At 68.8% G+C, this 16,520-nt stretch carries 4 protein-coding genes; 2 read left to right on the forward strand and 2 right to left on the reverse strand.

Going from position 1 to position 16,520, the window contains the following annotated elements; translation table 11 throughout:
• Positions 1 to 88 precede the first annotated feature (88 nt).
• Entirely contained in the window at positions 89 to 1,024 is a 936-nt protein-coding gene (locus CFB46_RS32060) for a tyrosine-type recombinase/integrase (RefSeq protein WP_027786258.1), read from the forward strand.
• Between the two features lie 38 nt (positions 1,025 to 1,062).
• On the opposite strand, the gene CFB46_RS32065 is transcribed toward CFB46_RS32060, so the two are convergent.
• Together CFB46_RS32065 and parS are read right to left on the reverse strand one after the other, a co-directional pair.
• Positions 1,063 to 1,542, reverse strand: a complete 480-nt coding sequence (locus CFB46_RS32065; RefSeq protein ID WP_027786259.1) for an RES family NAD+ phosphorylase — start codon at positions 1,540 to 1,542, stop codon at positions 1,063 to 1,065.
• Positions 1,539 to 1,994 (reverse strand): type II RES/Xre toxin-antitoxin system antitoxin, encoded by a 456-nt coding sequence (gene parS / locus CFB46_RS32070; protein WP_006480981.1) that lies wholly within the window; start codon positions 1,992 to 1,994, stop codon positions 1,539 to 1,541. Before parS ends, CFB46_RS32065 begins: the two co-directional genes overlap by 4 nt.
• Positions 1,995 to 2,812: 818 nt before the next feature.
• Between parS and CFB46_RS32080 the strand changes: the two genes are divergently transcribed.
• On the forward strand, positions 2,813 to 16,516 hold the full coding sequence (locus CFB46_RS32080; RefSeq protein WP_027786260.1) for an LWXIA domain-containing protein: 13,704 nt from the start codon (positions 2,813 to 2,815) through the stop codon (positions 16,514 to 16,516).
• Positions 16,517 to 16,520 lie beyond the last annotated feature (4 nt).

Raw genomic sequence — 16,520 nt, forward strand, 5'->3', positions numbered from 1 at the left:
GCGCACCGACGCGCCGGCTTCGTCGCGCGCCGGCCGACCAGACATCGGAACGATTGCCGACGTCACTGCGTCCGGCTATAAAGCGAGGATGGACACGAATCGCTGGATTCACGACCCCGTCGGCGCGTTTCGCGCATGGCAGGAAACGGCCGCGACCGGCGCCGGCCGCCGGCCGTTCGCGCCGCGTTCGGTCGTGCAGCATGTCGCGATGTTCGAGCGATTCCTGCGCCACCTGAGCGCACAGCGCGTGTCGCTCGCCACGTTCGGGCCCGACCACGTCGCGGCCTTCCTGGTCGAACTCGAACGCACCTGCGCGCCCGGCACGTCGACGCGCGTGCGTTATGCGAAGCTGATCGACCGACTGGGCCGGCATCTGGTCGACGCGGGTGTGCGGACGCTCCATCCGGCCGGCCGTTCGACACGCGATCTCGCATGGCCGGACGGCGAGCCGGAGCCGTGCTACTTGCCGCCCGATGCCGACGCGGCGCTGCAGCGCCATGTACAGCCCCGACCAGACGACACCTTGGCCGATTGCCGCAATCGCGCGATCGTCGCGCTGCTGCTCGCGAGCGGCATCACGTCGGCCGAGATTCGCGCGGCGGCGTATGACGCACCCGATCTCGACGCGCGGCCGCCGGTGTTGTCGGTGCCGCGCGATCGCGCACGGCCGGCGCGCCGAATCGAACTCGCCGAGTTCGCGCTGGCGCCGCTTGCCGCATGGCGCACGCGCTCGATAGACACACCGCCATCGGCACTGCTGTTTCCCGCGCCGCGCGGTGGCGCGATGAACGACATGTTCCTGCTGATCGTGGTACGCGACGCGCTGAACGCGATCGGCTTTCACGCATCGGACATGAGCCCGCGCGTGCTGCGCAATACGTATGCGCGCCGCCAGTTGCTCGCGGGCCACGCGCATGCCGATGTCACCGCGATGCTCGGTCTCGCCAGCATGCGGACGGTCACGCGCATTCGGCAGACGCTGCCACCCGATGCGGCCGCGGATCGCGCTGCCCACGAACGCTGATCGCGCGCCGCCGGCGCGAGCCGTGTTCCCTCGGTTCCCTATTCGCCCGGCTTCGACTGGACCAGCCGCAGAATCCGCGTGTCGTACGGCGCTTGCATCACCTCCGCGATGCGGATGTCGGACGCGGCCGGATGCAGCGGATTCAACAGGAAATTGTGGGCGTGCGGCACGACGACGCTCGGCACGCGCAGCAGCGCGCTCGGCTGCGTGTGCAGCCACTCGGTGCCGGCGCTGCGGGTCCAGTCGACGTTCGTTCGCCAGTCCTCCGGCGCATCGCCTTCGGCGATTTCGGCGACGTCCACCGAATCGGGCACTTCGATACGCAGCAACTGGTATCCGCTCGGCAATTGCGCGACGGTGGCGATTTCGAAATGAACCAGTGTCTCGAGCAACGCGAGCGCCGGATGCTCGGCGAGATACACGACGGGCTGCCCGGCGAAGTGCCAGCGCCCGCCGGCCCGCAACCCGCCGATGCCTTTCAGATCGGCGTAATTGCTGATCCGCCACAGCGTCGTCAAGCGAAATACCCCTCGTCGATCTGCGTGAGGGCCTCTTCGACGAGCCGCGCACCATGCTCGGTGCTCGCCATGTCGAGCGACGTGCGGCCGCCGAAGCGCTGGAGCCCGTTGCGCAGCCACGCCATCGCCTTGTCCTGGTCGCCGAACGTGGCCGTCGCCTGCGCGACGATGCGCGCGAGGCGGATCGCCTTGTCCGACTCTTCCGGCGACAGGCGCTCGTGCGCCTGGCGACGATGGCTCAGCGTGCGGCGTGGAATGATGAAGGCCAGCTCGTCCGATTTCAGCCCGCGCTCGGACAGTCGATCGATCACCGACACGTCGACGCGCGCGCTCGCCAGCTCGGCCAGATCGGCGCCCGACCGGACGCGGATCGCCAGCAGCTGCTCGAGAATCGTGAATTCGGCCTGACGCGGATGAGCGACGCCCGACGGATGAAAAGCGATGGTGCTCATGACCTGACCTCTCTTCGGCAATTTGCCCAATCATTATAGGCGTTTTGCCGAATGTTGGCTGGTCATTGAGCGCAGGGCTTGCGGACCAGGCTGGCGGACTCGTATTCGGGGGTATGCGAATCGGAGATTCGCCTCGGTGAGGGGGTGTAAAAATTCAGTATATAAAGTCATCGGCTGCGATGATCTGAAGTTGTCACGTAACAATTTTCCGATGGTGATGCGCCAGTGGAAGGAGTCGCTTCTTTCCCCCGTCCGATTCTTCGCCGTCCCTCGGTTACACGCAGAATTCCGCCGACTACCCGTCGACCGCCTGCTCGAGCAAGCTGCCCGCGCCCATCGGATATCGGCGCAATTCAGTCGGCAACACTTGTCCATCACCAAAGCGAATCATCCACCGCACCGGCTCCTGTTCCTCTGGCATCGATATGGGTTGACCGCATTCATGTCGCCCGAATCCCTTCCCTCAATTCGCGGCATACCGCACTACTTACGCCCCCAACACCCCCACAAATCACTTCGCATAACTTATCAAAAATCGAAAGCGAACAGTAAGACACGCCCCATCACCGAAAGCCAGCTGTAACACACGAACCCGACCGAATCGATGCGCAAGCCGCCGCATCCCCGGCCTTCCGCATCGCGCACTGATCAGCACATGATTGCTTCTCGTAGCGATCCCCGGACCGACCCGCTCCCCCTCGACACGCGCTACGAATCGCCCCCGTGCCCACTCCCACCGCTTCCGTACACTCGAAATCGCGCCATGCGGCGCCGGCGGCGTGCACCCTGCGTACGGCCGCGCCTGACGGGAGCCTTGCATGTTGTCGATCGACGGAATGGGTTTGGGGTTGAACTGGCAGCGTTTCCTGTCGCAAACGCTGGATCCGGACCTCGCACCGAAACCGCCGCGCAATGCGGACGGTACGTCCAACGACGGCCCGAACAACGGCCCGGCCAACCCGGTCAACCCGACTACCACGCCGCCGATCCCCGTGCAGGCGGATCTCGGCACCGATCCGTCCAAGCCGACCAACCCCGAAATCGCGTCGGCCACCGCCCTGCTCCAGAGCATGGCCGATCAATATCGCGTGGCGCCGCCCGAGATCACGGTCGACAACGACACGACGCGAGCTGTCCAGGGTGTGATCCAGGACGCGCAGACCAAGTACGACAACGCGCAGCAGACGCTGCAAGGTGCGCAGGGCGTGCTGCGGATGACGAACCACGACCCCGACGCGACGCCCGACGAGCGCAAGGCCGCACGCGACAACTACACGAAGGCGCACGATGCGGCCGACACCGCGCAACGCGAACTCGACGTCACGACCGACGCCGGCTACCGGATCCTGTACGGCGAACAGGCGAAAGCCGACCAGTACAGCACCGACCCGACGAACGACAAGATCGAGGGGCCCGCGCAACAGCAGGCCGATGCGAAGCTCGCCACGCTGCAAAAGTTGTTCCCCGACCAGACGAAGGCGAATCCGAACTTCGTCCCGCAGCAGGGCGATTGCAAGACGCCCGCCCAGGTCCAGGCCTACGACGACTGGCAATCGGCGACCTCGAGCGCGGTAACGGGCCAGGCGAAGTACTGGGCAGACGTCAGCAACGCGAATCTCGCCTATACGCAGTTCCAGTCGTACATGGCCGATCCCGCCTACAAGGACGCGATCGATACCGGCGTCGGCAAGCTGAACGATGCGCTCGAGCCGCTGCAGTTGCAGGTCGACCTGCCCGATCCGCCGCCGGCCGATGCGAACGGCAACGTCGACATGAACGCCGTGCAGGCCAATGTCGCGCAGGCCGCGAAGATCGCCAATTACTCGAACGCGGCCTATGCGGCGTCGCTCGACGCGCAGCAGGTCACGACGCTGCAGCAGAAGTACGACGCCGACAGCGCGTGCCTGATCGGCTCGACGCCCAGCGCGGCGAAAGACGACAAGGCCGCGCTCGATCGCGCGACCACGCAGGCGAACACGAGCGGCAGCTACATGCAGATGCTCGGCGCGCAGTTGACCGTCGATGACCTGCAGGGCAAGTACGACACCGCGAAATCGGCGTCCGACGACTGGCATACCGCGAATCCGCGCTCGCTGGATCCGCATCCGGCCGTCGACACCGACCTAGCCACCGCGTCTGATGCGCTCGCACAGGCAAAGCAGAAGGCTCGCCTCGCGCACGACGGGTTCGTCGTCGCGTACGGTCAGACGCTCGCGCAGCAGTATGACGACGCCGGCGCGCAAATCGACGCACAGCTCAAGCCGAAGGTGCCGTTCGTACTGCAGAACCCGACGCCGACGCTGTCGACGAATCCGCCGCCGCCCACCACGCCGCCGTCCCCGTCGGCACAACCGTCGCCCTCGGCACAACCGTCGCCGTCGCTGAGCACGTCGCTGCCGAGCACCTCGAGCACATCGAGCACGCCGGCGCCGTCGACGACGCAGACGCCGACGTCGTCGTTGAGCACGTCGACGCCGCCGGGCGCACTATCGACGTCGCTCGCGCCCACGACGCTGTTCACGAATCCGTCGTTCGTGCTGCAGCCGCCCGGCTCGAACACGTCCGTGCCGACCACCGCGACCGGCCAGACCGCACTCGACGCGAAAAAACTCCATGTCGTCGCGGGCGCGCTGCGCGCGGCCGACGGCCGGCTGTCCAACACCTTCAACGACGCGGCCGCGAAATTCCAGCTGGCGAACGCGAAGACGCAGGAAGGCGTGCTGAAGGGCAAGCTCGCCGACATTCAGAAAACCTACGACGACTGGTACGCGAACAACCCGACGCCGGTGCGCATGCGCGAGGTGAACGGCGACGAGATTCCGATGCGCACGCCGCAGCGTCCGAATCCGTACCAGGACCAGCTCGACCAGGCGCGCAACGACCTGCAGCAGGCCAGCGCGAACATCAACAAGCTGCAGCTGCTGACCGAGATGTCGCATCAGCAGGTGCTGCTCGACCAGTTCGATGCGAGCCTCGCCGAGAATCTGCGCAATCCGCAGAGCCAGGACGACAAGGACGCATATTCGAACGCGCTCGACGGTTTCTTCCGCGCGCACCAGGGCGAGCTGTCGCAATCGCTGCTCGATCAGGCCGGGGTGAGCACGAACAAGGCCGCGACGATCAATTTCGGCAAGCTGACCGACAACGAGCAGCGCAACCTGATCGGCACCGCGATCGGGTTGCCGTCCGACGTGCAGCCGTCGTCGGACACGGGCACGCCCACCGCGCCCGTCAACGACGACACGGTGCGCTACACCGACAAGGACAAGCTCGACACGATCAACAAGGTGCGCGGCGAAATCCTGAAGCTCGGCGGCGGCAGCGGCACGCAGGTCAACATCCTGCCGCTGATCTACTCGGACAAGACGGCCGGAATGGTGACGAGCGCGCTCTTCAAGGTCACCGACAGCAAGGGCCACGTCCAGTACGTCGACGACACGTCGGCGAACTACGACAACGTCGGCGACTACCTCGACAACAACCGGCTTGCGTCGAGCGGCACGCTCGATCTCGTGACCGGCTACGACGACAACGGTCACGCGCAGTTCCAGCAGAAGGCCGCGCATCACGACGACTGGTTCGACAGCGCGCTGAACACGCTGACCGGCGGCAAGGTGAACCTCGGGATGATGGGTCTCGGGCTGCTGATGGAAGGCGCCGGCGTGCTGCTGGACGCAACGGGTGTGGGCGCCTTTGCCGGTGCCGCGCTGAATTTCGGGGGCGCGGTCATGATGGACACGGCGATCGGTTCGAGCATGGCGAAATCCGCGCTCGATATCGGCTCGCGCTGGGAACACAACCAGAGCATCAATCCGTTCACCGACGCCGGCGCGCGCGGCGACTGGCTCAACCTCGTGCCGATGGGTGCGGCCGGCGCGGCGAAGTTCGCGGGCTCGGAAGTGTTCGGCAAGACGATCACCGCGCTCACCGGCTCGGCGAAGGCCGCGCGGGTGACCACCGCGATCGTGCGCGGCACGTCGCTCGCCACCGGCGTCGGCGCCGCAGGCGAGAGCTTTGTCGAAGCCGGTATCGACTTCGCGCACGGGGACAGCGAGCACGGCTGGGACGCGCTCAAATCGGGTTTCACGAACGTCGCGCTGATGGGCGCGGGCGGCGTGCGGGACCGCGTGGTCAACGCGACGGTTCGCGTCACGGGCCGGCCAGTGGTCGCCCGCTCGGCGGGCGGCGAACGCATCTCGATCGACGGGCAGCAACTGCAGAAAATCCTGAGCAGGAACGAGCCGTCGCAACTCGCGTTCGGCGCGACGCGCGCGTCGCTCGACGGCGTCGACATCAAGGTCGCGAAGGACGGCACGCTGATGGCGGGCGACAAGGTACTTATCTACGACAACATGCCCGTGCGCGTGCTCGACTCGCTCAACAACAAGGACCTGAACAACCTGCCGCGCGGGACGTCGGTGATCCTCGGCGAGAACGGCGAACTGAGCATCGTCAAGCTGACCGGCAAGACCTGGACCGAAGGCACGAAGATCGATTCGGTCACGGAAACGGGCGACCGGCTGTCGTTCGGCAGCGACGGCGAAATCAATGCACCGTCGAAGCTCGTCGCGAAAGCGCCCATTCCGTCGCGCAGCGACTCGCGGCCGCCGGCAAGCGACGAGGCGCCGCCGGCCGACAGCGCGCCCCCGCGGACCACGCCGGCCAACGAAGCCGCGGCGCGCGCCACCGAAGCGAACGACACGGCCACCGCGACCACGACCGCCAGCGCACGCAATGCGCAGCACACGAGCGAAGCACGGACCGCGCGCGACGAGAACCAGCAGGAAACGCGCGCGTCCGATTCGCATGTCGCCGCGCAGAATCGCCGCAGCAGCGACCTGCGCGCGGAGAACGATCCGGCCATCGCGCGGGCGCCCGGCGCACCCGGCGCGGGCGCCCTTGAAGAGCCGGCCAGCGTCGCGCCGCGCACGCCGGTCCGCGTGATCGACCTGACCGACGCCGAACCGGCCTCCCGGCCCGCGACGCTCGACCCGGCCGGCGTGTCGGTGCCGCGCGGCCCGTCGGTCGAAGCGTTCGACTACGGCGAACATACGCTTTTCATCGTGCGCAACGGCGAGGACCCGGCAGCCGCCATGCCCGACGCAGCGCGGCCGCGTGCGGCCGGCGCGCTGCCCGCCGACGTCGCGGAACCGATCGTCGTCATCGCCGATGCGTCGGACGCGCACGTCGCGCCCGAACTCGCGAACCGCTGGCAGCGGCCGGTATTCGCGGCCGCGCCGGACGCGCTGCACACGGACGGCACGCTGCGCGCCGACGCGCCGCTGACGCGCTACCGGCCCGCCCCCGACGCAGCGGCGGCAGGCGGCCGCGTCGTCGGCACGAACGCGCAGGCGGCGCACGCCGATGCGGCCGGCGTCGTCGAAGCCGACCCACCCGCGGCGAATCCGGAAGCGCCCGCCGCGCGGCGCGCGCCGCAGCCCGCGAACGACGACACGGTCGTTGTGCTCGCAACGACCCGGCGCAACGCCGCCGATCCCGAAACGCACGCCGCGCTGCCGCAGCCGCCCGCTCGCCCGGCGCGTGCGCTGGACGGCGCATTCAGTGCACCGAACCGCGTCCTGGTGCTCGTCAAGCCGGCCGAACGATCCGCGTCGCAAGCGGCGAACGATGCGCGCGACGCATCCCGGCCGAAGCCGGCCCGCCACACACGGGCCGACGACCACGCGCTGCCGGCCGCCGCGCACCCTGAAACCACCGAAGCGCCGCCGGACCCGGCGCTTGCCGGGCCGGGCCTGTTCACGCGGCTGCAAATGCGTTTCGGCGGCGCGCCGCTGCCGGACGCGGTCCACGCGCTCGCGCAGCAATCGGACACGCTCACGCAGCAGTTGCGGATGCTGAGCGATGCCGGCTGGCGCGTGAGCCTCGGCAAGCGCGGCGGCGGCAGCCGAATCGATCCGAAGCGGCGCCGCGTGACGATCGACGGCGCACTGCACGATTCGGGCAGCATCACGTACACGCTCGCGCACGAGGCCAAGCATGCGGTCGAGGCGATCGACGGTACGCTGGATTCGCTCGACTACAGCGGCCGCAGCCGCTTCACGCGCAAGGCGCTCGAAGCCGAAGCGCGCGCGCAGATCAACGCGTTCGAGGCGCGTTACGAGATCGATCTCGCGGGCGGCGGCGACATCGCGGCGAACACGACGCTGCCCGACGCGCTCCAGCACGAGGCCGACCGCTGGACGCCGTCGAGCGACTATGCGGGCACGGTCGCACGGCTTGCCGACGCGTTCGCCGATGCGCCGGTGTCGGGCCGCCGCGGCGAGACGTACCAGGCCTTCTACGACGGCATCTGGGACAAGCAGAAACGCGACGGCGGCGCCCCGCGCCGGATGCCCGCGCCGCAGACCGAATCGGCCGGCGGCGGCACGCACCTGCCGCGCACGCTCGAGGAACAGGTGCAGTGGAGCGTCGCGCATGCGGAGGTGATCTCGCCGATCGCCGAACGCGGGCGCAACGAGCCGCGACAGATGACGTTGCGGATCCTGGACGAACACACGTCGTCCGGGATCGAAGAACCGCTGACGATCATCCGCGGCCGAACCGACGACGCGGGCCAACTGCTCGACGCACACGGCCGCCCTGTGCAGCATGTCGACTTTTCGATCGCGCACTTCTTCGCCGGTACGTCGACCAGCGCGGGCACCGGCCGCGCGCTGGTCCTGGCCGCCGACCACGGCCACACCGCCGCGGCATGGCTCACGAACACCTGGCAACGGCCGGTCTACGTGCCGGACGGCGGCACCATCCGCGCGTTCGACGCGGCCATGGGCAACCCGGGCAGCACGCGGGCCCAGGTGGGATTCGATCACGCGCCCACGTGGACCCGCTATGCGCCGTCGCCGCGCGAGCGCATCGACTACGGCGAACTCGCCGTCGACGCGAACGGCCTGCACGTCGCGGGCGACCCGTCACGGCGGCTGGACCCGCAAGCGCTGATCGGCCCGTTCCTCGGGGCCGGCATCGAGAAGAGCGTGTTCGAACTCGGCAAGCGCAACGCGATCGGCCTGTACGACATCGATCCCACGCAGCCTCGCGACGGCCAGCTCGCCAATCATTACGACGCGCTCGACACGGAACGCAACGGACTCGACCTGCTGCGCCGCTACGGCATGCGTACATTGACCATCGACGGCCCGTTCTCGGTCGGCAACCGGATCGGGATCCTCTACCATCCGCTCGCCGAACTCAGCAGCCGTGCCGTCTCGAACGGCGCGTTGCTGTCGCATGTCACGCACGAATCGATGCGACAGCTCGCCGCGATGCGTGAGATCGTCGAGCGCGATGGTCTGGTGTTCGATTTTCAGGGGGTATTCGACGCCCGCGGCGAGTTCTACTTCAGCGACCCGGCCACCGTATCCCGCTCGGATGATCGCGAGCAAATCGACGGCACGCTCGAGGAAATCGACAACGTCATCGCGCCGCTCGAACGCGGCATCCGCAACGGCAGCATCGCGCTCGCGCATCCGGCGATCACCGAATCGCTGCCGGAAGGCGCATTCGTCCAGAAGCCGTCGATCTTCACGCGTATCCGGATGTGGTTCGGCGGCGCGCCGCTGCCCGATGCCGCGTATGCGCTCGCCGGCCAGTCGAGCCTGCTCGCCGACCAGATGCGACTGCTGAAGTCGGATGGCTGGCAGGTCGTGTGGGGCCGCGCGGGACGCGGCAGCCGCACCGACGTCGACCAGCGCCGGATCGTGATCGACGGCGGCCTGCGCGGCACCGGCACGCTCGTCTATACGCTCGCGCACGAAGCCGGCCACGCGGCCGACGTGTCGAACGACCGGCTCGGCCTCGACACCAGCAGCCCGGAAGCGTACGTGCAAAGCACGCTGCTCGCCGAAGCGCGCGCGCAGGCCAACGCGTTCGCGGTGCGCAAGCAGATCCTGGAATCGACCGGCGTCGACATCGCCGAGCACGCGGTGCTCCCCGACGCGATCGCGCGCGAAGCCGATCATGTGATGCCGGGCGACGCAGCCGGCCTCGCGCGCCTGGCCGACGCATTCGGCAACGCCCCCGTATCGGGCCGCGACGGCGAACACTACGGTTCGTTCTATGGCCGCGCGTGGGACCGGCAGCAGCAGCCAGGCAGCGCATCGCCGAGCATGCCCGCGCCGCACACGACCGAATCGTCCGGCGCCGGCGGCGGCACACGGTTGCCGCGCACGCTCGACGAACAGGCGCAGTGGAGCCACGCGCATGCGGACCGTGCGTCGCCGTTTCCGCGCCGCTTGTTCGGCGGCGGCTCGCCGAAACTGTCCTTCTCGCGCAACGGTCCGGTGTCCTATGCGAACGGCGAGCCGCTGACGCTCGTCCATGCGCGGACCGATGCGGCCGGCGGCCTGCTCGATGCACGCGGCCGCCCCGCCACGCCCGTCGACTATTCGATCGATCATCGCCACGCGTTCACGCCCGCACGGGCCGGCGCCCCCATCGTCCTCGCAGGCGAAGGCGGCGCGACCCACGCCGCGTGGCTCGCGAACCTCTGGCAGCGGACGATCTACGTGCCCGACAGCGGCACGGTCCGCCCGCTCGGCGAGCCGCGCGGCGACGGCACGCAGCGCATGCAGTTCGGCGGCCCGGGCGCGTGGACTCGCTATACGCCGTCGCCGCGCGAACGGATCGATGCGGGCGCGCTCGCCGTCGACGAGCACGGGCTGCACGTCGCCGGCGATCCGTCGCGGCGCGTCGATCCTGACACGCTGCTCGGCCCGTTCCTCGGCGCCGGCACCGCGAAGGCCGTATTCGAACTCGGCAAGCGCAATGCGATCGGCGTGTTCGACGCCAGCGGCGACAAGGCGCGCGCGATGCTCGCCCACGAAAAGCGCGGGCTCGACCAGTTGACGCAGCTCGGCATGCGCACGGTCACGGTCGACGGGCCGTTCACGTACCACGGGCGCGTCGCGGTGCTGTACAGCCCGCTGGCCGAGCTCGGCAGCCTCGACGTGATGCATGGCATCCTGCCGAAACGCGTGACGCGCGAATCGATGCGGCAGCTCGTCGCGATGCGCGAGCTTGCCGCGCGGCACGGCCTGTCGTTCGATTTCGAAGGCCTGTTCGATGCGCACGGCACGTTCTACTTCAGCGATCCTTCCGTCCTGATCCCGCATCCGGACCCGGCCACCAACCGCACGCCCGGGATGATCGACGCCGTCATCCAGCCGCTCGAACGCGGCATCGCGAGCGGCCGCGTCGAACTCGCGCATCCGGTGATCAGCGAATCGCTGCCGGACGGTGCGTTCGTCCAGAAGCCGTCGCTCTTCACGCGCATCCGGATGTGGTTCGGCGGCGCGCCGCTGCCCGACGCCGCGTATGCGCTGGCCGACCAGTCGAGCCTCCTCGCCGGTCAACTGCGGCTGCTGAACCCCGGCCGCTGGGAGATCGTGCAGGGCCGCGCGGGCGCCGGCAGCAAAGTCGATGCCGAACAGCGCCGGATCGTGATCGACGGCGGCCTGCGCAATGCCGGCACGATCGTCTACGTGCTCGCACACGAGGTCGGGCACGCGGTCGACGTGGCGACGAACCGGCTCGGCCTCGACACCAGCAGCCCCGATGCGTACGCGGAAAGCGCGCTGCGCGCCGAGGCGCGCGCGCAGGCCAATGCATTCGCGGTGCGCAAGCAGATCCTCGAATCGACCGGCATCGACATCGCCGAGCACGCGGTGCTCCCCGACGAGATCGCGCGCGAAGCCGATCATGTGATGCCGGGCGACGCAGCCGGCCTCGCGCGCCTCGCCGACGCATTCGGCAACGCGCGGACCTCGCTGCCCGGCAACCCCGTCTACCGTGCGCTGTATCGCGCGCAGGCCGAGCAGGCGATGCGCGACGGCGAAGCCGGACGGGCCGGCACGGCACCGCGGACGATGCCGTCGATGATGATGTGGCCGGTGCTCGACCCGTCGTCGTTCCTGCCGGCCGCCCCCGCGCTCCCGCCCGAAGCGCGCGCGGCCGACTGGCTCGATGCGCACGGCAAACGCGACCTGAAGCGGATCGACGGCACACAACTGGCCGACATCCGCGACCTCGCGCACTATGCTGGCCCCAACGCCCACGTGCTGATCGCGAAGCATGACGACCGCCCGGCGGACGACGGCACGCATCGGCAACCCGACTTCGTCGCGAGCCTGACGACCGATGCGCACGGCCAGCCCGGTCCGGTCGAATCGGCCGATCCCGGCGGCACGCCGTCGCACGACTTGCGCGACGCGCTCTATCCGGGCTCGCGTCCACGCAAGCGCAGCGGCAGCGAAACGCCGCATGAAGCACGCGCGAAATTCGACTTCTACCTGTCGCCGGTGTCGCTCGACGAGCTGCGGCAATTCGGCGGCGCGGCGAAGGTCGAAGCCGTCGATTCGAAGCGCGTGTGGAATGCCGAGCCTTCCGGTGACGCGCCTGCGCAGGAGGTCGTCGACCAGATCGGCAAACTCGCCCGCGCGCCGCAATTCAAGCGTCCCAAGGCGGCCGCGAAGGCCGCGGACGACAGCACGACGATCTTCGCGGTAGACAGAAAGACCGGCAAGGTGCTCGGCTACGCCGTGCCCAAGCAAGGCGGTGGCGGCTGGACCTATCACGAGAAAACCTCGGTCGGCGACGCGTCGATCGGCGAGCAGGATCTCGGCACCGCCTTCCGTCGCCGCGCGCGCGGCCTGCCCGACGGCCGGCGCGGCGTCGTGTTCGTGCCGTCCTCGCTACCGGAATCGGTGGTGTCCCGCTATGGCGGCTTCGAGCCGGCCGAGCGCGCGTTGCCGATCGCCGAACAAAAGCCGCCGTCGATGAAAACGAGCGACCGCGTGCAGCGCCGGCTCGGCAAGATTCAGTCGAGAGGCAAGCCGCCGGCCGGCGCGACGCCGCTCGCCAACCGATGGGTCGCGCCGAACCTGCTGCCGAAATCGGCCGACGACGTGCACGATTTCAACGGCGCGAATACGCTTCACCTGCGGCGCGTGATCGATCTTGGCCAGGTCGGCCCGGAATACTTCATCTACGTCTACGGCACGGAAGGGGCGCTGATCGACACGCTGCACCAGCCGGACGGCATCCTCGCGACCCGCGACGGCACGCTGCAATGGTTCGACGACTCCGCGCATTTCGCCGACAAGAGCAAGCCCGGCGTCGACCTCGACAAGACGAAGATCGGCGGCGGTCCGGACGGCTCGGACCGGCACTTTCTCGTGACGCGGCTCGACCCGGCGGAGTTCGATGCGCGCACGCAGCCGACGCAGGTCGCGGCCTATGCGCTGAAACAAGAGGAACTCGGCAAGCAGTTGCAGAAGGCCGCCGCGGGATCGTCCGCGCCGTTCGGCGAACTGGAGAGCCGCATCGCGGCCGACCTGACGGCCGCGAAGAACCAGCAGGCCAGACTTGCCAGTGACCCTGCGTCCGCCACTGCGTCCGCCAGCCCGCCCGCGAAGCCGAAAAAGCCTGCGAGCGGAAAAGGCAAAAAAGGCAAGCAGAACGTGCAGGCGGCGCCTGCGCCGGCCGCGCCACCGGCGCCGCAGGCCGCGCCGGCCGGCGAGCCGTTCAGCATCAAGACCTATCAGCCCGGCCTGACGAGCGCGACGGTCGCCGAATGGATTCTCCGCTTCGGCAAGGCGAAGCTCGACGACTGGTTCCCCGAGCACGAGCGCGTGAAGGCGTTCGCGGGCCGCACCGGCAAGCCGCTCGACCTCGGCACGACACGCCAGGTCATGATGGCCGACAGCGTGATGATGAAGGCGCTCGGCATCCCGTTGCGGCTCGCGCGCGACGTGTCGAGCATGCCGTGGCGCGGCCCGCTGTCGCGGCCCGATCGTGCGGCGAACGTGGTGTCGCGCCATGCGAAGAGCGCGATCACCTATCTGTCGATCGCGCGGGCCGCCGACCGGCATGCGCTGCAGGCCTATGGCCGCGCGAAGCCCGAGATCCAGGATCGCCTCGCGCTGATGGCGCGCGGCTTCACGTTGCGCGACGACCCCGCGGAGATGCTCGCACTCGTGAAACGCTACGGCGGTGCGATGCCGGTCGTGTCGGTCGCGGTCGATCCGTATTCGCTGGCCGCCGCGCTCGGCCGGAAACACGACCCCGCCTTCATCCGCCGCGTGCGCGAACTCGGCAAGCTCGACAACGCGCAGTTCGACGAAGCGAACGCGCGGATCGATATCGACGGCACGGACCGCCATCTCGAACTCGACGACCTCGACCACCTGTACAAATGGCTCGACGCGGCGTCCGAAGGCGGCTTCGTGCTGCGCCTCGAAACCGCGCCGTCGCGCGCGCTCGTATCGGCCGAGGACCAGCGCACGCTGGCCGGCACCAACGATGCGTACCACGACTACGTGCGCACGTTCGATGCGCTCGAAACGTGGGCGCGGCAGCACGCCGGCGCAACCGCGCCGCATGTGATGGTGACGTTCCACGGCTGGGACGCCGTGCTCGAACCGGCGCCGGGCGACGGCCACATGAAGCTCGTCGAGGCCGTGCTCGAGCGCAAGGAACTCGACTGGGTTCATCTCGGGCTGTCGTATGCGACGCACGGCTCGGACTTCGTCGCGAACCAGGATCTGACCGCCGCACTCGCGCGCAAGCTCGTCGAATACAAGCTGCATGCGCCCGACAAGCTCGCTCGCCTGCACGGCGCCGACGCGCTCACGCGCGTGTTCGAACGGGTCGGCGCGCAGACGCTCGCGAACCAGCATCAGGTGCTGTTCGCCGAAGTCGAACGCGTCGGCCTCGCGAACGGGCTGAAGCCCGACCAGCTCGCGCAACTGCGGGCCGATCTGTACGAAGGGCACACGACCGCGCTGATGGACCGCGCACGACAGGCGACGATCACCTATGCGAAGGAGAACTACTGGAATACCGCCGATTCCGCCAACCGCGCCGAAGCGCGCGCACGCGACGCCGGCAAGCGCTGGCTGAGCCGGTACGGCAGGCCCGATACCGAACGCAAGATCGACGCGCATGCTAATCCGAATGCATCGAGCACCGCGTTCTGGCGCGCGGTGGCCGCCGATCCGAAGCTCGCGATCGACGAGACCAGGCCCATCATCGTGAACCGCGACATCGCCACGCAGCCGAGCCACCAGCGCGGCAACCCGCAGGAGGCTGCGCTCGCGCAGCTCAACGCGCTGCGCGTCCACCGGCCGTCGTTCGGCAAACGCGACTGGGCGTGGTCGCTGGGCTTCGGCGGAACGGTGGCCGGCGCCAGCTCGCTCGTGGCGCTGAACGTGTTCAACGGCATGACCGTGATGAGCTCGGATGCGCTCACCCACGCGAACACCGCGCTGTTCGTCGGTGCGCGCGCGGGTCGCGTATTCGGTGCGATGCACCAGGGCGCGGTGCAGAGCCTGCAGAGCGGCGACCCGCGCGCAGTGCACGACGTGCTCGACCGGCTGCAGCGCTCGCTCGCGCAGCAACTGAGCGCGCCGGTGCACGGCTACAACCCGACGCGGCTCGAGCAGCTCGACCTGCTCACGAACGAAACGCGAGTGAAGGCGAGCCACTTCGTCGAAATGCATCGACAGGGGCTCATCGGCTTCGACGATGCGGCCGCGCAGATCAAGGAACTGTCGGTCGACTTGCTCGCGAACATGCAGGGCATGGTCGGCGGCACGTCGCTCGCGCAACTGCATCACGGCAATTCCCGCCGGTTCCTCGGCCTCGTCGGGCGCGGTAGCGCGATCGTCGGCTACTCGGGGACGATCGCCGTCGGCGTGCACGGGCTCATGACCGCGCCGACCGTCGCCGGTGCGCTGACGACGGCAAGCGCGGGGCTCGCCGCGACCTATTCGGGCCTCGTCTATGCGGTGAGCGCGCACCGCGTGAACGCGGACAAGCGTAGCCGCGTCGTGCGCCTGATCGATTCGACGTCGGATTTCGTCGGCGTCGCGAGCGGCATCGCGGGCACGATCGCGCAATACGACAAAGGGCACTACGGGCTCGCGGCAACGGCCGCGACGTCGACGGCGATACTGCTCGGTGCGCGCCTGAACACCCATTTCCCGAACGCGACGCGCTGGGTCAAGAAATACCCGACCGCGCTCATCCTCGTGCCGATCGGGATCTGGGGTTTCACGCAATTGCAGAACCTGTTCTTCGGGCCGCCGTCGGGTGGCTCGGGATCGTCGACGCACAAGCCGCAGTCGAAGCCGGCATCGTCGTCGCCATCACATCAGCCGCCGCAGCCGACCGCCGGCACGCCGACGACCGGCCTCGCGCCGGGCACTACCGCAACGCAACCGCCCGGGACCGGCACGACGGGCACTACCGCGCCCGCGCAGCCCTCCGCGCCGCCGTCGACGGCCGCGCAGCCGTACATCGTCGTGGCCGGAGATTCGCTATGGGTGATCGCCGACGCGCATCGCCAGTCGCTGCTCGACGCCGCACACGTGTCACCGGACGACCGGAAGGCGATGACGCGAGACCAGCAGGATGCGCGCGCGCTGAACGAGATCCTGCAGTTGAATCCGGGCCTGGCTTCGGCGCCGAATCTGCTGCACGTCGGGCAGTCGATCAACGTCGGGTGATGCG

Origin of the sequence: Burkholderia sp. HI2761 (assembly GCF_002223355.1) — a bacterium.
In the GTDB taxonomy this organism is placed as follows: Bacteria; Pseudomonadota; Gammaproteobacteria; order Burkholderiales; family Burkholderiaceae; genus Burkholderia.

Coding starts and splice junctions, on each gene's coding strand:
- parS (WP_006480981.1), bottom strand. CDS start 1,994: ATGAGCACCATCGCTTTTCATCCGTCGGGCGTCGCTCATCCGCGTCAG.
- CFB46_RS32060 (WP_027786258.1), top strand. CDS start 89: ATGGACACGAATCGCTGGATTCACGACCCCGTCGGCGCGTTTCGCGCA.
- CFB46_RS32080 (WP_027786260.1), top strand. CDS start 2,813: ATGTTGTCGATCGACGGAATGGGTTTGGGGTTGAACTGGCAGCGTTTC.